Origin of the sequence: Arthrobacter agilis, assembly GCF_006494655.1 — a bacterium.
GTDB classification, from domain to species: Bacteria; Actinomycetota; Actinomycetes; order Actinomycetales; family Micrococcaceae; genus Arthrobacter_D; species Arthrobacter_D agilis.
The window spans coordinates 183,637-202,135 of the sequence record NZ_VHIM01000001.1 but is presented as its reverse complement, the minus strand read 5'-3'; the positions used below and the strand labels follow the sequence as shown (position 1 = coordinate 202,135).

Below are 18,499 nucleotides of genomic sequence, written 5' to 3'. Positions count from 1 at the left end.
GGCATCCCGTCCGAGAAAGCCGAACCCCATGACCTCCTCGACCTCCGCTGCCTCGAGCGGCACCAAACCCCTGAACTCGCGGGGGAGGGTGATCTTCGCCAGCCTCATCGGCACCACGATCGAGTTCTACGACTTCTACATCTACGCGACGGCCGCCGTCCTGGTGTTCCCGGCGCTGTTCTTCCCCAACCAGACCTCGGCGAACCAGCTCCTCAGCTCGTTCGCGGTGTTCGGCGTCGCATTCGTCGCCCGGCCGCTGGGCTCGATCGTCTTCGGTCACTTCGGCGACAAGATCGGACGCAAGGCAACCCTCGTCGCGTCGCTGCTGACCATGGGGGTCGCGACGTTCCTGATCGGCGTGCTGCCTGCTGCCACCACCCCCGGGTGGGTCCTCATGGCGCCGCTGCTGCTCGTGGTGCTGAGGTTCCTGCAGGGGCTGGCGCTCGGCGGGGAATGGAGCGGTGCGGCCCTGCTCGCCACCGAGAATGCCCCCGAGGGCAAGCGGGCCATCTACGGGACCTTCCCCCAGCTCGGTGCGCCGATCGGCTTCATTCTCGCGAACCTGCTCTTCGTGTTCCTGAGCACCGTGCTCACTCCCGAGGAGTTCCTCGCGTGGGGGTGGCGGGTACCCTTCCTGCTGAGCGCCGTCATGGTGATCATCGGACTCTACGTTCGCCTCAAGCTCATCGAGAGCGCGTCCTTCCAGAAGGTGCAGAACGAGGGCAAGGTCGTGAAGGTGCCGCTCGGCACCACGTTCCGGCTGCACTGGCGGGGGCTGATCCTCGGCACCTTCATCATGTTCGCGACCTATGTGCTGTTCTACTTCATGACGGCATTCACCCTGACGTACGGCACTGCGCCGTCCAGCCTGGAGCAGGCGAGGGCCCGGGCCGAAGCGGCAGGGCGTGAGTTCACGGATCTCCAGGCATCCGAGTTCGTGCCGGGTCTCGGCATGGCACGTACGGACTTCCTGTGGATGCTGATCATCGGCGTGGTGTTCTTCGGGATCTTCACCCTCGTCTCCGGCCCGCTCGCCGAGCGCTTCGGCCGCCGCAGGATGCTTCTCGCCACAACCGTCGGCATCGCGGTCTTCGGGCTCCTCTGGGCGCCGCTGTTCTCCGCGGGGACCGCGGGCACCATGGCGTTGCTGATCATCGGCTTCATCCTCATGGGGCTGACCTTCGGTCCCATGGCGGCCGTCCTGCCGGAGCTCTTCCCCTCGAACGTCCGCTACACAGGGTCCGCCGTGGCCTACAACGTGTCGAGCATGATCGGGGCGGCTCCGGCGTCCTTCATCGCGGTGGCACTGTGGCAGGCGGCGGGCGGCAGCACGGTGCTCGTGGGTGTGTACCTCACGGTCGCCGCCGTCGCCACGTTCATCGCCCTGATGCTCTCGCGGGAGACGCGCGACAACGACTACGAGAACAACGTGGGCTGATGTCCTGATCGGCACGATGACGGCGCTGCTCCCGCCCGGGTGCGGCGCCGTCATCGTTCCAGCCGCCGTCCGCCGAGCCGGTGCCGGCCCGCGATTCTTGTGCTGATGCCGGAGCCCACCCGTACACTGGAAGCAAAGCTGGCTTATTACATCACGCAGGTGTCGACCATGCGCGCCCGGAGCCGGTCCAGGGGTGACGGGAAGGCGGTGACATGGAGCAGCAGGTACTGGCCGAGCGGTACGCGTTGGGGGAGCGCGTCGGCACCGGCGGCATGGCCGACGTCTTCGTAGCCCGCGATGTCCGGCTCGACCGTGACGTAGCGGTCAAGCTGTTCAGGCCCGGAACCGCTGACGGGCTGGATCGTGGCTCGGCCGAGGCGAGGATGCTCGCGGGCCTGGACCATCCCGGTCTTGTCCGGGTCCTGGACATGGACAACGGGGACCACGGCGGTGACGGCGCCTACCTCGTCATGGAACTGATCCGCGGGTCCGATCTCGGTGTGCTGCTCCGTTCGGTGGGATCCATGCCCCGCGAGGAGGCGCGCACCATGGCGCTGGACATCACGCGGACGCTGGACTACATCCACGGCAGGGGTATCGTCCACCGCGACATCAAACCATCCAACATCCTGACGCGCGACGCCGACCCGGACAGCGGGGTCTTCCGCTTCCTGCTCACCGATTTCGGGATTGCACGGTTCTTCGACGGTGGGCGCATGACGGCCACCGGCCAGGTGATCGGCAGTGCCGCGTACTTCAGCCCCGAGCAGGCCCGGGGCGACGATGTGGGGCAGGCAAGCGACATCTACTCGCTCGCACTGGTGCTGATCGAGGCGTTGACCGGCGAGCGGGCGTTCCCCGGTACGGGTGTCGAGAGTGCTCTGGCGCGGTTACACCGTGCTCCGTCCATTCCCCACGCCGCCGGGCCGGGGCTGTCGGAGCTCCTGGTGTCGATGACTCTCGACCAGCCGGACGACCGACCGGACGCCGGAGCCGTGCTCTCGGCGCTCATCGCGATGGGCGTGCAGCCTGCGGAGCCGGGGACGCGGACGGCTTCACCTGCTGATGACGGTTGCGGCCCAGAAGCACATGAGGACTCGCACCACCCAGGGTCCGGCGCTCGCGAGACCAGCTACACCCAGCCCAGCTACACCCAGCCCAACTACCCGGTCTCGAGCGGTCCCGATCCCGATCCCGACGATCGTGTGACCGCGCTCCTCGAGGCCGCCCCCGCGAGGACCCGCGTCACCCGCTCACTGGCTGACGACGGCTCCGCGGACACGCGGGAGGAACCGAGTGCACGCACCGCGCGGCTCGCTGGCACGCGGAATCCGGGTGAGGTCCACGCGGAGTCCGATGGCGGTCGTGGGCTGACAGTGAACGAGCCCGACGGCCGGAGTCCTCACGTGATGCCCGACGGCTCGATCGAGGAAGCGCCCGACGGGAAGGACGGCCCGGGCGGATCCGGGCCGGGACGGCGACGCGGCGAGACAGCGGGCACGTCCTCGACCCTCCGGGGGCCGGCGCCCGAAGAGCGGCGCGCGACACCGGATGCACCGCGACGCGATCCCGCGCGACCGGACCGGTCGCGCCCCTCCGGCAGGCGAAACCGACGGGTACTTACGTGGCTCCTGGCGCTCCTCGGCGTCGTCCTGCTCGCGGCCGGTGTGTGGGTCTTCACCACACTGTCGCAGGGGGACGCGGACCCCACGATCGAACCCTTGCCGAGCGTGCCGGGCGAGCCCGGCGAGAGATTGCAGGAACTCTACGAAAGTGTGCAGCCATGACGACGCCTTTTCCTTATCGCGTGCCGCTCCTGGTCGGCGCAGCCGTCCTCCTGGCGGGCTGCGGGGCCGAATCGATCGACGCGGCGACCGCGGCGGATCTCCAGAGCGAGGTGAGGACGATAGCGGCAACTGCTGCGGCGGGCGATTCGGGTGCCGCCATCGCCCTCGCCGAGCGGCTCAAGGGCGAGGTGGACGACGCACGGGCGGCGGGCACCGTGAACGAGGACAGGGCCACGATGATCGGCATGAGGATCGACGCGGTGATCGCCTCGCTCGATGCCGACGACGCCGGCCCGTCCGATCCATCGGATCCTACCGCGGTCCCGTCCGAATCGGCATCCTCACCCGCAGGAGCTGATCCAGATCCTGCGCCCGTCGAGCCCGTGCCGGTTCCCGAACCCTCCACCGATCCCGCGCCCGCTCCGGCGCCCGTGCCCGTGCCCGCTCCGGCTGTGCCGGACGACGACGCGGACGACGGCGCGGGGGACGACGGCGAGGGGGACGACGCCGAGGAGACCGGGGACGACGACGGTGCCGACGGCGACGGGACCGGTGACGAGGGGAACTCCGGTAGCCCTGGCAACTCAGGCGGTAACGGGCAGGGCAACGGACCGGGCAGCAACTCCGGTGGTAACGGGCAGGGCAACGGGCCGGGCAACAACTCCGGCAACAATTCTGGCGGTAACGGGCAGGGCAACGGGCCGGGCAACAACTCCGGCAACAATTCCGGCGGTAACGGGCAGGGCAACGGGTAGGGCGCCGACGTCCGGCAGCAACGGGTCGGCCCGCCATCCCGGCGGCAGCCCCAGCGGTGATGGTCAGGGCGCTTTCTCCTGACCGATCGGCAGGAGCTGCAGCTGCCGGAGTTGCGCCGAAGGAGGCACAGGCTGGCCCAGCCCGGCCTCGGCGAGATGCAGACCAGATACTTCTCCACGATCGGCGTCTCGTGCTGACCGCAGTGGTTAACCGCGGGTGCGAAAGCCTGCTGATCGCGGCGGCCGGCGGGGTGCCAGAGGCTGTTCACCGCAGCGGGTAACCGCGGGAAGCGAAAGCCTGCTGAAAAGGACCGCCCGCGGCCGGGGCTGCCGCTCAGTCCTTGATGGTGGCGATCACGGAACCTGCGGAGACGGTGTCCCCGGGAGAAGCAGACAGGCCCGACAGGGTCCCGGCCTTGTGCGCTGTGAGGGGCTGTTCCATCTTCATGGCTTCCAGCACGACGATGAGATCGCCTTCGGCAACGGCGTCGCCGTCTGCCACGGCGACCTTCACGATGGTGCCCTGCATCGGCGACGTCAGTTCATCCCCGCTGACCGCGGCTTTCCCTGCGCGGGCACGGGAGGACTTCTTGGACTTGGTCGCCGTCGGCGCCCTGCCGTTCGACGTCGCCCCCAGCCCGCCGGGCAGCACGACCTCGAGGCGGCGCCCCCCGACCTCGACCGTGACGCGCTGGCGAACATCCTCCTCGGGAGCAGGCTCCGCGGGGCCCTTCCAGGGCTCGATGGTGTTGGTGAAGTCCGTCTCGATCCAGCGCGTGTGTACCGAGAAGGGGCCGCTCTCAGGGGCGAAAGCCGGGTCCGCGACGACGGCGGCATGGAAGGGGAGCACGGTCGGCATTCCCTCGATCACCATCTCGCCGATGGCGCGTCGTGCGCGCTGGAGGGCCTGCTCGCGGGTGGCGCCGGAGATGATGAGCTTGGCGAGCATGGAGTCGAAATTTCCGCCGATGACCTCTCCGGCCTCGATGCCGGAATCAACGCGGACGCCGGGCCCTGACGGCAGGGTGAAGGTCTGCACGGTGCCGGGCGCCGGCATGAAACCACGCCCGGCGTCCTCGCCGTTGATGCGGAACTCGAAGGAGTGGCCGCGCACTGCCGGATCGCCGTAGCCGAGTTCTTCGCCGCGTGCGATACGGAACTGCTCCCGCACGAGGTCGAGACCGGTGACTTCCTCGGAGACCGGGTGTTCGACCTGCAGTCGCGTGTTGACCTCGAGGAAGGAGATGGTGCCGTCCTGGCCCACGAGGAATTCGCAGGTTCCCGCCCCCTGGTATCCCGCTTCGCGGAGAATCGCCTTCGACGCTTCGTAGAGTCGGGTGTTCTGCTCGTCGGACAGGAAGGGTGCCGGTGCCTCCTCCACGAGTTTCTGATTGCGGCGCTGGAGGGAGCAGTCGCGCGTCGAGACGACGACGACACTGCCGTGCGCGTCCGCGAGGCACTGCGTCTCGACGTGGCGGGGAGCATCGAGGAAGCGTTCCACGAAGCATTCCCCACGGCCGAATGCGGCTGTCGCCTCGCGTACCGCCGAGTCGAAGAGCTCCGGGATCTCCTCGTGGCTGCGGACCACCTTGATGCCGCGTCCGCCACCGCCGAAGGCTGCCTTGATGGCGAGGGGCAACCCGAACTCTTCTGCGAAGTCGATGACCTCCTGGACGGATTCGACGGGGTCCTTGGTCCCGGGGACCAGGGGGGCGCCGACGCGCTCGGCGATGTGGCGCGCCTGCACCTTGTCGCCGAGCTGCGCGATCGATGCGGGCGATGGACCGATCCAGGTGATGCCGGCGTCGATCACACGTTGCGCGAAGTCCGCGTTCTCGGAGAGGAATCCGTAGCCGGGGTGGATGGCATCGGCGCCGCTTCGCTGCGCAGCGTCGAGGATGCGGTCCATGACGAGGTAGGACTCCGCTGCGGTCTCACCGCCGAGCGCGAAAGCCTCGTCGGCCATCCGTACGTGAAGGGCGTCGCGGTCGGGCTCGGCGTAGACGGCGACCGATGCGATGCCCTCGTCCCGCGCAGCCCGGATGACCCGAACGGCAATCTCCCCGCGATTCGCGACCAGGACCTTCGTCACCCGCTGATGCCGAGCGCCGGCCCCCGCGTCCGCGCTGCCGGAGCTGGTGGTGCTGCTGGACGTGGGCTGTGCGGCGGGCGCGAGGGGGGACTGGCTCATGGGGGTACGGACTCCTTCTTCTCAGATCGGAGCCTAACCCGCTTTAGTGGCTTCCGCCCATGGATCGTGCCGAAAGGGAGTGTTGTGCGGCGATCCTTTGTAGGGAACCTACAACTCCGACATCCCCGCCCACAGGGCCGTGATCGGCACGTCGGCGGCCCGGAGGAGGGAGCGGAGCGTGGAGATGCTGAGCCCGACGACGGCGTGCGGGTCACCGTCCACGCGCTCGATGAAAGCGCCGCCGAGGCCGTCGATGGTGAAGGACCCTGCGCACTGCAGGGGTTCGCCGCTCGCCACGTACTCGTGCACCTCGTCGTCGGTCATGGTCCCGAAATGCACGGTCGCGGAGGAGACCGCTCCGATGGTGGCGCCCGAGCCGCCGTCGCGCGTGTCCACCAGCCAGTGGCCCGTGTGGAGGACGCCGGAGCGCCCGCGCATGCGGCTGATGCGCTCGATGGCGACCGTCGGCTCGTAGGGCTTGCCGTGCGCCTCGCCGTCGAACTCGAAGACGGAGTCACAGCCGACCACCAAGGCGCCGTCCGCCTCCTCGAGGGACGCTACCGCTTCTGCCTTGGCGCGTGCCAGGAGGAGGGACGTGTCATGGGGATCGATGGCGCCGTAGGCGGCGACGACGGCTGGTTCGTCGACGTCGGACACGAGGACGGAATGCCGTATCCCTGCCTCGGCGAGCAGTTTCGTGCGGGCGGGTGACTTGGACGCGAGGATCAGGCGGGCGGTCATACCCCAAGCCTAGGTCCCGCTGTTGCCACGGGTGCGATAGAGGCGGGCACCGCGGCGCCCGCCAGTCGCGGTGCTGCGGTGCACCGCGACTGGCGAGGAACCTCACCAGTAGTGCGCGACGTCGACCACCACCCTCGATCCGACGCCCGGCCCGGGCAGGACGAACACGCGGACGGGAAGACGGGCCCTGACGCCGAGGCCGAGCGTCGTCTGCCCCTCGAAGCTCCCCGCGAGGGCGACCTGCCGGAAGGTGGAGTAGCCCGCCACATTCGCGAGTTCCGCGCGATTGGTGGGCGAGTAGGTCGCCCTGCCTGCGGTGTCGTAGATGGGAGCGAGGACGGTCACGGAGATCCGTGCGCCACCCCGGAGGGGAACGGGCGCTCCGGATCCGGGCCGGGCCACCTGGTTCACATATGCCACGCGGTACCCGGAAACGGGGCCGCGGGTGTCGATGACGAGGCGGTCGAAGCACGTGTGCCGACCGGACCGTACGTCGGTGATGGGAGCGGAGGAGTAGGCGGGGGCGGTCTTGGCCGTGGAACCCCACGTGATGCCGCAGTATGCGGCGGATGCCGGCGGTGCCCCTGCGAGGCCGAGGCCTGCGGTGAGGGCAAGGGCGGCGAGTGTGGCGGGGATTTTCCCCGTCATGCGCGATTGGTTCATGGCGCACCACCTTGTCGAGCTGGATAGGTGCTCCCATGGTCCACCCCTGCGGCAGGAAAAGCGCCGTCGAGCCCCTGAACGGCGCCGAATCGTTAGCCGGAACGGCACGGCCCGCCCTGGTGTTCCAGGACGGGCCGTCTCAGAGCTCGAATGGGGTGTACCGGTGGGTGGTGGCCGAGGTCAGCGAACCACCGAGATGCCGTCGTTCGAGGCGCCGTCGCTGGACGCGGCGGCGTCGAGCACGCTGTCATCGGCGAAGGGGTCGCCGGTGCGCTGTGCGTCGTAGAGCGTCGTGTCCAGAATCCCCTCACGCTTGGCCACGATCGTCGGGATGAGCGCCTGGCCCGCTACGTTCACCGCGGTGCGGCCCATGTCCAGGATCGGGTCGACGGCGAGGAGCAGTCCGACGCCGGCCAGGGGGAGTCCCAGCGTGGAGAGCGTCAGGGTGAGCATGACGACGGCGCCCGTGGTCCCGGCGGTCGCTGCGGAGCCGAGGACGGAGACGAGGGCGATCAGTAGGTACTGCGTCAGTGTCAGGTCGATGCCGAAGAACTGTGCGACGAAGATCGCCGAGATGGCCGGGTAGATGGCCGCGCAGCCGTCCATCTTCGTGGTCGCACCGAGGGGTACTGCGAAGGAGGCGTAGCCGCGGGGGACGCCGAGATTGCGTTCGGCGATGCGCTGCGTGAGGGGGAGCGTGCCCACGGAGGAGCGGGAGACGAAGGCGAGCTGGATGGCGGGCCATGCGCCCGAGAAGTACTGCTTCACCGAGAGACCGTGCGCCTTGATCAGCACCGGGTACACGGCGAAGAGAACGAGTGCCAGACCCACGTAGATGGCGAGGGTGAACTTGCCGAGCGAGCCGATGGTGTCCCACCCGTAGACGGCGACGGCGTTGCCGATGAGCCCGACGGTGCCGAGAGGCGCGATCCGGATGATCCACCAGAGTACTTTCTGGATGACGGCCAGTGCGGAGGCGTTGAACGTGAGGAACGGCTCGGCCGCTTTGCCCACCTTGAGGGCGGCGATGCCGACGGCGACGGCTACCACGAGGATCTGCAGCACGTTGAAACTCAGCGAGGTGGTGACATCACCGGATTCCGCCACCCGGGAGGACGCCTGGATGCCGAGGAAGTTCGCGGGGATCAGGCCGGTGAGGAACGCCGTCCAGCTCCCGGTGCTGCCGGTGTACTCGTCGGGCTGAGCCGCGTCCGTGCCGGAGCCCGGCTGGAACACGACTCCCAGGACGATGCCGATGAGCACCGAGATGAGGGCGGTGATGGCGAACCAGAGCAGGGTCTGGCCCGCGAGACGAGCGGCGTTGTTGACGGCACGCAGGTTGGCGATCGAGCTGACCACGGCCGTGAAGATGAGGGGTACGACGGCGGCGCGCAGCAGGGCCACGTAGCTCGAACCGAGTGTGGCGAGCGTGGTGCCGAGGGCGTTGGGCGTCTCGGCAGTATGACCCGTGTTCTTCGCGAGAAGGCCGAGTATAAGGCCCACGAGGAGCGCTGCGATGATCTGCGGACCGAAGGAGGTAGCCCAGCGGGGCAGCCTGCGCCGGGAGGGCGGGGAAGTGATGTCTGTAGGCACGCCCGAAACACTAGGGGGCGCTTATACCGACGCGAAGCGGGAGTTGCGAAATGTTACGCACGGCGCCGTCGTCGTCGGTCCGTGTCCTGCCTTTCCGGCCCGACATGGCGGGGAGACCACGACGGGCGGGGAATATTCCCCGCCCGTCTGTGACGAATGTCTATCGTCAGCCCACCAGCGCGCGCCGGAGCGTGTCCAGTCCGACCGAGCCGAGATTGAGAGCTCGGGTGTGGAAGGCCCGTAGGTCGAAGTCGTCTCCCTCGCGAGCGCGGACCTCGTCGCGTACCTGCTCCCAGAGTCGCTGGCCGATCTTGTAGGACGGCGCCTGGCCGGGCCAGCCGAGGTAGCGGGTGAACTCGAAGTTGAGCTGCCCTTCACTGATGGCGATGTTCTTCCTGAGGAAGGCGTAGCCCTTGTCCGGGTCCCATATGCCCTCGCCCCACCGCTCGGGCACGTCGAGCTCCAGGTGGACCCCGATGTCGAACACCACGCGTGCGGCCCGCATGCGCTGCGCGTCGAGCATGCCGAGGCGGTCTCCCGGGTCGGAGAGGAATCCGAGTTCCTGCATGAGGCGCTCGGCGTAGAGCGCCCAGCCCTCGCCCTGTCCGGAGACCCAGATGCCGTTGCGTCGCCAGGGGTTCAGGAGGGCGCGCTGATACGTGGCGGTCGCGATCTGCAGGTGATGCCCCGGGATGCCCTCGTGATAGACGGTGGTGGTTTCCTTCCACGTGGTGAAGGAGTCCTCGCCCTCGGGTACCGACCACCACATGCGTCCGGGGCGGGAGAAGTCGTCGCTGGGCCCCGTGTAGTAGATGCCGCCCTCGTTTGTCGGTGCGATACGGCATTCGAGCTGCCGCATGACGTCAGGGACATCGAAGTGGACGCCGGCCATCGCCTCCACCGCCTTGTCGGAGAGGTCCTGCATCCAGGCCTGCAGGGCATCGGTGCCGTGCAGCTGGCGGGCCGGGTCCTCGTCGAGGATGCGCATGGCTTCCTCGACACTGGCGCCCTCTCGGATCTCGTTGGCGACGGCCTCCTGCTCGGCGATCACGCGATCGAGTTCCTCGACGCCCCACTGGTACGTCTCCTCGAGATCGACGGCGGAGCCGAGGAAGCGGCGCGACATCAGGGCGTAGTGCTCGCGGCCGACGGCGTCCTTCTCCGGGGCCGTGGGCAGGAGATCCTCGCGCAGGAAGTCGGCGAGGCTCGAGTACGCGCTTCGGGCCGCTTCGGCGCCTGAGTGCAACTGCTGCTGGAGGGTTTCGGGCAACTCGCCTCCGTCCGCTGCGGTCGTGGAACCGAGCGTGTCGAAGAATCCGCCGTCCTCGGCATACCTGCTTGCCTGCTCGACCACAATCAGGACCTGACGCCGTGCTGCCACGAGGCCGCGTTCGCGGCCCGCGCGCAGGGACGAGACATAGCCGTCGATCGCGCCCGGGATGTTGGCCATACGGCCGGCGATGTGTCCCCACTGATCGGCCGTCGCTGTGGGCATCAGATCGAAGATTGCGCGGATGCTCTGTGCGGGGCAGGCGATGTTGTTGAGCTCGGAGTAGTCGAGCCCGGCGTCATGGATTTCCAGGTCGAGGCCGAGGCGTTCGCGCATGGCGTCCAGGGTCACCGCGTCGACGTCGTCGGACGGTTCCAGGTCGTCGAGGCGGAGCAGGGCCTCGCGTGTGGCTTCCGCGAGGGCCTCCAGGCCTGCAGGCGAGTAGTCCCGGGACTCCGTCTCGTGACCGGGCAGTCCCAGCTCGGTGGCGAAGTCGGGCATGAGTTCGATCAGGGTCTCGTAGTACGAGGTCGCGACGGCGTCGATCGCTGTAGGCTGGCGGGCCGGCTGATCGGAGGGCTTCTCGGTGGCTTCGGTGTTCAGGTGCTCACCGGGGACAGGGGCTGGGGTGTCTTGAGTCACGCTCCTGAGCCTATCGCCCGACAGTTGCCGGAGGCCACAGTCTTGGAGTCGCTGTCTTGAGGTCACGGTGTGGACCGCGCCTCCTTGATGCCACTGCCGTGAGGTCACCCCTCGAAGGCGATGTCTCTTGGCGCAGTCTCGAGGTTACTTTCGGTGTCGGTGTCGGTATCGTCATGGGGTCGTCCGGCGGCATTCATCAGGCAGGCCGGCTCTTGCTCCTCCCCGTCCTGCCCGGCCGAGGTGAACCGCAACGCGCCCCACCGTTTCTGCCGGTCCGCTTCACGAATCCGTTGTCTGTGGACAACCCTCGATGCCAAGAGGCCTCACCGCTATGCTGAGCCCATCGTGTCGACGGCGTTGGTGAGGGGTTCACAATGCGGCAAAGTGGTCGACGTCCGAAGCTGGGGCGTAGTGCGTCGCTGGTGGCTGGCGCGGCCGTCGCACTTGCGGTGCTGACAGCTTGCCAGGGCGACCCCGATCCTTCGGCTTCTGAGACCAGTGCGGTACCAACTCCCTCAGCTGCTTCGTCGAGCGTGCCGTCGTCTTCCTCGGCAACTCCGGAGCCGTCTCCCGCTTCATCGCTCGGCCCCGCGGCCCATCTGCCCGTCCCGGTGAAGCCGGCACTCGCCGATGAGAACTCAGCCGAAGGGCTCGAGGCTTTCACGGAGTACTGGTTCGAACTGTTCTCGTACGGATACGAGACGAACGACTGGTTGATTTACGACGAGCTTACCGATGCGGGCTGCCGGACGTGTGCCAACCTCTCAGGGCAGGTGAGAAAGCTTTATGCGGAGGAGGGTTGGATTGAGGGCGGGAACGTTGATTTGATCTCGCATGATACTGAGTTCACAGAAAACACTAGTGGTTCGGTGAATTCATTTGTAGACGTGCAGCAAGATGAGTTGATTTATTATGATTCAAATGGTCAGGAGATAAATCGATCGGAAGCATTGCCGCCTACTATCAATGTCACCATAGCCTTGTGGGAAGAGGGCAGCTGGATCATGCTCGATTTTGGCTCTCCTGAAGGTGCCTAGAAATGACTAGGCGACCAATATCTGGTTCGCGGCTGCTGATTCTTCTGATGCCCCTATCCACGCTCAGCGCGGGACCAGCGTCTGCAGATACTCGAGAGGTAGTTGCCGGATTCACTGACGACGGCTTGGTGAATGCAGGCAGTGCCACCAGAACAGAGAGGCCAGCGAGAGGTCCGGTTAATGAACAATCTGAGTTTGCTCCGATTGCCGGTCCGGTTGGCCTTCCCGTCGACGATGGGATCGCGTACACCTACGTTCGGGCTTGCACGACCGGAGCGGGCAATGCTTTGGACCCAGGGGAGTGCCCTCGCGTCGATGCGCGATGCGATGCCCAGGACGACGGGGTGCTGGTCAATTGGATCGAAGTGAACAACAACGTGCAGCCCGCTTCACAGACCCCGACAGGTAGATCCTCGTGTATGTATCCAGGCGCTCCACCGGAGCCTCCCGTAGAGGGCGCGGCGGCAGAACCCGAGGAGGCTCCCGTGATCGTCACTCTCGAGGAGTTCCAGAAGCAGCCGGTACTCGCTGCCTCGATCGTGTCGCAGCCGTTGAACTTCGGCCTGAGGAATGCCCACTCCAACGTCTACGCAGAGGCGTTGGAGCAGGAATTCACCTTCGACTTCCAGGACGCAACCATCGTCCTGAAGGCACGGCCCGTCTCCTACCAGTGGAACTACGGCGACGGAACCAGTGTGACAACGCTCGTCCCGGGCGGCCCTGTAGCAGGGAACGCCTTCGACACGCAGACTGCGACGAGTCATCAGTACACGCAGACAGGCGACTTCGAGTTGTCCTTGACGACGTACTTCGCAGGTGATTATTCCGTAGATGGTGGGCCCTTCCAACCGGTCGCAGGGGAGGCGGCCGTGACGTCCGAGCCGCACCTGATGAGTATCTGGCGGACGCAGGGGCGGAGCGTCAGTCAGAACTGCATCGAGAACCCGGACGGTATCGGTTGCGGAGCCCCTTCCCGCTGACGGGCCAGCACCCGACGGGGAGATAGTCCCACCGAAGCTCTCGTTCGGTGATCGTCCTGAAGCTGAGCGTCGGCGGCTCCCGGCACGCCGCAGGGAAGCAAGACACCGAGCAGCGCGATGGTGCGGACCAGAAGATACTGACGAAGCGTCATCCCAATCTGGGTTCCAACGCGCTCCTATAGCGCGCCCCGGCCGGGGAGATCGCGCTGAGGACGCCGTCGCCCTCCTGTTCGTAATGCCACACGCCTTCCGTCTTCAGCATGTGATGCTTGCGGCAAAGGTGGGCCAGATTGTCATGGGAAGTCGGCCCTTCATGGGACCAGGGCGTGGTGTGGTCCAACTCGCAACGGGATGCGGCCACGGAGCAGCCGGGGTGACGGCAGGTGCGATCGCGAACCTGCAACCACCTCTTGAGATCAGCCGGAACGGAATAGCTGGTGCGCCCGACACTGAGCACGGCGCCTGTCTCGGGGTGCGTCAGCAGTCTCGTGAAGGACGGGGCATGAGCTGCAAGACGTCTGGCGATGTCCGCCGGGATGGGACCGTACCCTTCGAGATCTGCGGGCGCGTCGTCGACCCCGAGCAGAGTGAGAACCGGAACGGTGACATTGATGTGCGCTCGCACGGGGGAGCGATACCGTGGGGCACCCTCGGGACAAGCTGCGCTTTCGCCGACGGGGCCTCCGACTGATCCAGCGCCAGGGGCGATCTCGGCTTGTTGGCAGGGCTGCCCGAACTCGGGTGCCCGCTGGCGACGCGCGATCGACTTGCTCATCGGTTCGCCCACTACTGACGCATGAAGCCCGTCGTCGAGCAGTAGGTCGGTGAGGACATCGGTGCGGAGCTGAGCGACATTGCGTCGTTCGGCTGGTGCCTGCAGCCCGCGGGCCTCTCGCGTCAGACGGGCGTCGATAGCTGCTGCGTCCGCAGCTTCGAGAAGTACGTGAAGCCAAGCCATGGCATCGTCTGTCGGCTCGATCTCGACGCGACGTTCCAGAGTCGCGGCGCGGCACCGTGCCTCAAGAGCCTCAGGGTGGACGTCCGCTCGAAGTTTCCGCGCCCGATACGCCATACGTGGCACGGTCGTCCCGATCGCGATGGGCAGGAGCTTTTCCTCAAGGCGTACCGCAGTTCCGGCCGGCAGACCCGCATATTCATGGACCAGTGCTGTGGCATGCGACCAGGAGATGGCTCCGGTTCTCAAAGCGTCGAGAGTCCGGGGATGGTGATTGACCAGGACTGCCGCATGTTGAACGAGCCTGTGGGCGGAACGCTCAGTGATGCGTAGGAGGCATGCCACTTCGCTGGCGGTGGCAGTGTCCGCGAAATTTGTTCGAGCCCGTCCTGATCGGGGCCTCTGGAAGAATCCCCTGTCGATGAAGTGATTCTCGAACATCTCACGTAACTGCTCGGTGGTGTCGGCAATCTCTGCGTCGATCCGGGATTTCTCAACGTTCAGAGAATGAAGGCGTGCAGAAATCTCCCGTAGCTCTTTCGCGTGATCCTCGCTGGTGCCCATGTGTTTATTATCCGCCCTGCCACCGACAATTCAGGGGTGATCGGGAGAAATCTCTACGCCCCGGTTCCCCTTGATCGGGTTGGTATTCGGACGGTGTCGGATTGCCGGGAGATGGGTATCCACGCTGCTGATGTGTGCAGGCTCCGGGCGGACCCAGCGGGATACGGATTCGATTATCACAACGCACTGCACCGGTCGGATACATCCATTAAGAATGGCTCAGGACCGTTCGGCGCGGCGGCGGATTCAAGCGATTCGTGACCTGATCGTGCTCCGCCTATCCATCCCTCGAGGCCGCCCGAGGGCTTACGGTGATGCGCAGGTCGAGAGAACACGCCACGTCGAGGAGCCGATGCAACCCATGGCAGTCGAAGACACACTGCGGTCGAGAAATCCCGGCGTGCGGACAGGTGCCGCCCACCGCGCGGACGGTGCGACGGCCGCCCGCAGCGAACCCCGATCGCCCCGCCGGGCCGCACGGTCCCATGCACTGGCGGCGGCCATCGCGGCGGGCGGACTCCTCCTCCTCACAGCCTGCGGTGCTTCACCTCCCGAGCAGGAGGCAGCGCAGGTCGAGCGGGTCGTCGTGCGAGCGGGGCAGTACCCGGACGCCGAGGAGGCGATCCTTCGGTCATCCTTCCGGATCGGGGCAGCGCTCACGGCAGATCCGACGGCCAATCAGGTGACCAGTCCCCTCAGCGTGCTGTACGCCCTCTCGATGCTCCGTGCGGGAGCCGGCACGACGACGGCGGCCGAGATGGATGCGGTCCTCGGCCTACCTGTCGGCCACCGGGACGAAGCGATGAATGCTCTCCTTGTCGAAGTTCAGCAATTCGACGGCGATCCGGGCGACGTGGACGACGACGACCCGTCACGAACCCCGTTGCTCCACCTGGCGAACGGGGTGTTCGTGGCCGAATCGGGCATGGTGGGGGAGCCGTTCCTCGAGGTACTCGCCCAGCACTACGGCTCAGGGGTCTATCCCGTCGATTTCGGCGAATCCTCGACCGCAGACCGGATCGATGCCTGGATATCGAAGGAGACCGGCGGCCGGGTCGAGAAGGCGCCGCTGCCCCTCGACAGGGATACCGTGCTCTCCTTGCTCACGACCGTGTACTTCGCCGCAGGCTGGGAGCAACCCTTCGAGCACATGGCGACGGAGGACGCTACCTTCACCCTTGCCGACGGCACCGCCGCCGACGTTCCGACCATGCACGCGACCCCGACCGTTCGCTATGCGCGGGGCGAGAACTGGACCGGAATCGACCTGCCCTACGGCGAGGGCTTCTTCATGAGGCTCGTCCTACCCGACGCCGGTGTCGCGCCGGCTTGGACGGAGGAAGGGTTATCGGACATCGCTGCAGTACTGGACGATGCCGAAGCGCAGCCGGTCGACCTCGCACTTCCGTCCTGGGATCATGCCTACGGTCAGGACCTGATACCCGTCCTGACCGCGCTGGGGCTCGAGGAGTCTCTCGGTCCCGCCCCCGATTTCGACGCCATCATCCCACGCGCCGTCATCACGGGAGCCGGGCAGTCCTCCACGATCACCGTCGCAGAAAAGGGCACGGTCGCCGCAGCTGTCACGCAGATCACGATGGCCGAGACGGCGGCGCCGATGACACCTGAGCTGAGTATCGCCTTCGACAGGCCGTTCGGCTACCAGATCATCCACGAGGACACGGGTCTGCCGATATTCCTCGGCACGGTGACCGATCCACGGCCTTGAGGCCGAGGGTCAGCGGCCGCTCCGCCTCCACGAGCCCGGCCCGGGACTCGGGCCGAGCCGCAGCATCGTACGACGCAGCCAGGATCTGCCCTGGTGCTGCGACTCGTCGGCGCCTTCCGAGCCCTGCAGGGCGACGACGACGGCGGTGAGGGCAGCCAGTTCCTCGTCCGTGGGGCTGCCGGAGACCACGGACAGGACGCTGCCGGAATCTTCAGCACCTGCGGGGTGTGCGGGAGGCGTGGGCAACGCAGGAGGCAGGGGGGACACCGGGAGCACAGGTGACACAGGGGACACAGGGGACACAGTGCGAGAGTCCTGCGTCCCCGCGAGAGGATCGGAGTCCTGCGCGGTACCGGATCGCCCGAAGCGGGAATCCGCGAGGTTCCCGCGCTCCACGCCGTCGTTCCCGCCCTGCTCGCCGCTCACAGCGGGATGTTCCCGTGCTTCTTGGCCGGGTTCGACGCCCGCTTGTCCCGGAGCGCGCGGAGCCCGCGAACGATCTGCAGGCGCGTCTCGGACGGCGCGATCACGGCGTCCACATATCCCAGTTCGGCAGCCTGGTAGGGGTTCAGCAGTTCCTCCTCGTACTGCTGCACGACGTCGGCGCGAGTGCCCTCGACGTCGCCCCCCGCCTCGGCCACGGCCTTCAGCTGCCCGCGGTACAGGATGTTGACGGCACCCTGGGCCCCCATCACGCCGATCTGTGCCGTGGGCCACGCGAGATTCAGGTCCGCGCCGAGCTTCTTCGAACCCATGACGATGTACGCACCGCCGTAAGCCTTCCGCGTGATGACCGTCAGCTTCGGCACCGTGGCCTCCGCGTAGGCGTAGAGCAGCTTGGCCCCGCGCCGGATGATCCCCTGGAACTCCTGGTCCTTGCCGGGCAGGAAGCCCGGGACATCCACGAGGGTGAGGATCGGGACGTTGAAGGCGTCGCAGTGCCGGACGAAACGCGCCGCCTTCTCCGAAGCATTGATGTCGAGGGTTCCTGCGAACTGCAACGGTTGGTTCGCGACGATCCCGATGGTGTGGCCCTCCACCCGCGCGTACCCGGTGACCACGTTGGGGGCATACAGTGCCTGCATCTCCAGGAAGTGACCGTCGTCGACGACGGCGTCGATCACCGCGTGCATGTCGTACGGCTGGTTCGCGGCGTCCGGGATCAGCTCGTCGAGCGCCAGGTCCTCGTCCGTCACCTCGGGCTCCTCGACGAACTCCGTCAGCGGAGCCTCGGCGAGGTTGTTCGAGGGAAGGAAGTCCAGGAGTTCACGGACGAATCCGATGGCATCAGCCTCGTCGGTCGCAAGGTAGGCAGAGGTGCCCGTCGTCGTGTTGTGCTGGCGGGCGCCTCCGAGGGTCTCCATGTCCACGTCCTCGCCCGTCACCGTCTTGATGACGTCGGGCCCCGTGATGAACATGTGCGATGTCTTGTCCACCATGACCACGAAGTCAGTGAGGGCAGGGGAGTAGGCCGCACCGCCGGCACATGGGCCCATGATCAGCGAGATCTGCGGGACCACGCCCGAGGCGTGCACGTTGTTCCGGAAGATGTCGGCGAACATCGCCAGCGAGGCAACACCCTCCTGGATGCGTGCGCCGCCGCCATCGTTGATGCCGATGACGGGACAGCCGTTCCGGAGCGCGAACTCCTGCACCTTCACGATCTTCTCCCCGTTGACCTGGCTCAGCGAACCGCCGTACACCGAGAAGTCCTGGCTGTAGACCGCGATCAGGCGCCCGTCCACCGTGGCGTATCCGGAGACCACGCCGTCGCCCAGCGGCTTCTTCTTCTCCATGCCGAACGAGGTGGAGCGGTGGACGGCGAGGGCATCGAACTCCACGAAGGAATCCTCGTCCACCAGCAGGTCGATGCGTTCGCGCGCCGTGTTCTTGCCGCGGGCGTGTTGCTTCTCGACGGCCTCCGGGCCCGACGGCTGCTCGGAGAGTGCCTTGCGCCTCCGGAAATCGGCGAGCTTCCCGGCCGTCGTGGTGAGGTCGGGCTGCAGATCCTGGTGCATTGGTACTCCGGTCGGCGGATGGACAGGGCGGACGCCATGCGGTCCTCGGCCTGACTGGAGGTATCCGACAACGCGCGGCGCAATTCCCCCAGTCTAGTGAGCATCCCGGGGTGCACCGTTGTAGGACGTCTACAGT

Annotated in this window: 14 protein-coding genes; 6 read left to right on the top strand and 8 right to left on the bottom strand. The window is 66.9% G+C overall.

All coding sequences use genetic code 11. The annotated features are described in order from the left end of the window. The first annotated feature begins 28 nt into the window (after positions 1-28). The 3 genes from FJV46_RS00940 (at position 29) to FJV46_RS00930 (ending at position 3,980) form a co-directional block, all read left to right on the top strand. Complete coding sequence (locus FJV46_RS00940) at positions 29-1,438, top strand: MFS transporter (protein WP_087030870.1); 1,410 nt, start codon at positions 29-31, stop codon at positions 1,436-1,438. Positions 1,439-1,650: 212 nt separating this feature from the next. Then, positions 1,651-3,225 carry a serine/threonine-protein kinase gene (locus FJV46_RS00935; protein ID WP_087030867.1) on the top strand — a complete coding sequence of 525 codons (1,575 nt, stop codon included), beginning with the start codon at positions 1,651-1,653 and terminating at the stop codon, positions 3,223-3,225. Then, on the top strand, positions 3,222-3,980 hold the full coding sequence (locus FJV46_RS00930; RefSeq protein ID WP_126130564.1) for a hypothetical protein: 759 nt from the start codon (positions 3,222-3,224) through the stop codon (positions 3,978-3,980). Before FJV46_RS00935 ends, FJV46_RS00930 begins: the two co-directional genes overlap by 4 nt. Positions 3,981-4,314: 334 nt before the next feature. Here the strand turns inward: FJV46_RS00930 and FJV46_RS00925 are convergent, their stop codons facing one another. The 5 genes from FJV46_RS00925 to FJV46_RS00905 all read right to left on the bottom strand — a co-directional run bounded on the left by FJV46_RS00925 (position 4,315) and on the right by FJV46_RS00905 (position 11,041). After that, entirely contained in the window at positions 4,315-6,171 is a 1,857-nt protein-coding gene (locus tag FJV46_RS00925; protein WP_087030862.1) for an acetyl/propionyl/methylcrotonyl-CoA carboxylase subunit alpha, read from the bottom strand. A gap of 108 nt (positions 6,172-6,279) precedes the next feature. Continuing rightward, a complete protein-coding gene (locus FJV46_RS00920) occupies positions 6,280-6,912 on the bottom strand; it encodes a Maf family protein (protein WP_087030859.1) in 633 nt (210 codons plus the stop codon). Between the two features lie 102 nt (positions 6,913-7,014). Next, entirely contained in the window at positions 7,015-7,560 is a 546-nt protein-coding gene (locus FJV46_RS00915; protein ID WP_087031876.1) for an AMIN-like domain-containing (lipo)protein, read from the bottom strand. Between the two features lie 195 nt (positions 7,561-7,755). Then, positions 7,756-9,168 carry a dicarboxylate/amino acid:cation symporter gene (locus FJV46_RS00910; RefSeq protein WP_087030856.1) on the bottom strand — a complete coding sequence of 471 codons (1,413 nt, stop codon included), beginning with the start codon at positions 9,166-9,168 and terminating at the stop codon, positions 7,756-7,758. 166 nt (positions 9,169-9,334) lie between these two features. Further along, positions 9,335-11,041, bottom strand: coding sequence for a DUF885 domain-containing protein (locus tag FJV46_RS00905; RefSeq protein WP_232008660.1), 1,707 nt, complete (start codon positions 11,039-11,041; stop codon positions 9,335-9,337). Positions 11,042-11,454: 413 nt separating this feature from the next. Between FJV46_RS00905 and FJV46_RS00900 the strand changes: the two genes are divergently transcribed. Next, positions 11,455-12,117, top strand: coding sequence for a DUF6318 family protein (locus FJV46_RS00900; RefSeq protein ID WP_140995567.1), 663 nt, complete (start codon positions 11,455-11,457; stop codon positions 12,115-12,117). Between the two features lie 485 nt (positions 12,118-12,602). Further along, positions 12,603-13,097 carry a PKD domain-containing protein gene (locus tag FJV46_RS00895; protein WP_087030853.1) on the top strand — a complete coding sequence of 165 codons (495 nt, stop codon included), beginning with the start codon at positions 12,603-12,605 and terminating at the stop codon, positions 13,095-13,097. A gap of 148 nt (positions 13,098-13,245) precedes the next feature. Here the strand turns inward: FJV46_RS00895 and FJV46_RS00890 are convergent, their stop codons facing one another. Continuing rightward, positions 13,246-14,616 carry an HNH endonuclease signature motif containing protein gene (locus tag FJV46_RS00890; protein ID WP_087030851.1) on the bottom strand — a complete coding sequence of 457 codons (1,371 nt, stop codon included), beginning with the start codon at positions 14,614-14,616 and terminating at the stop codon, positions 13,246-13,248. Between the two features lie 361 nt (positions 14,617-14,977). On the opposite strand from FJV46_RS00890, the gene FJV46_RS00885 reads away from it, so the two are divergent. Further along, a complete protein-coding gene (locus tag FJV46_RS00885; RefSeq protein WP_087030846.1) occupies positions 14,978-16,345 on the top strand; it encodes a serpin family protein in 1,368 nt (455 codons plus the stop codon). 9 nt (positions 16,346-16,354) lie between these two features. On the opposite strand, the gene FJV46_RS15730 is transcribed toward FJV46_RS00885, so the two are convergent. Further along, on the bottom strand, positions 16,355-16,771 hold the full coding sequence (locus tag FJV46_RS15730; protein WP_306298299.1) for an acyl-CoA carboxylase subunit epsilon: 417 nt from the start codon (positions 16,769-16,771) through the stop codon (positions 16,355-16,357). After that, entirely contained in the window at positions 16,768-18,351 is a 1,584-nt protein-coding gene (locus FJV46_RS00875) for an acyl-CoA carboxylase subunit beta (protein WP_087031867.1), read from the bottom strand. The genes FJV46_RS15730 and FJV46_RS00875 overlap by 4 nt, the downstream gene beginning before the upstream one ends. Positions 18,352-18,499: the final 148 nt, after the last annotated feature.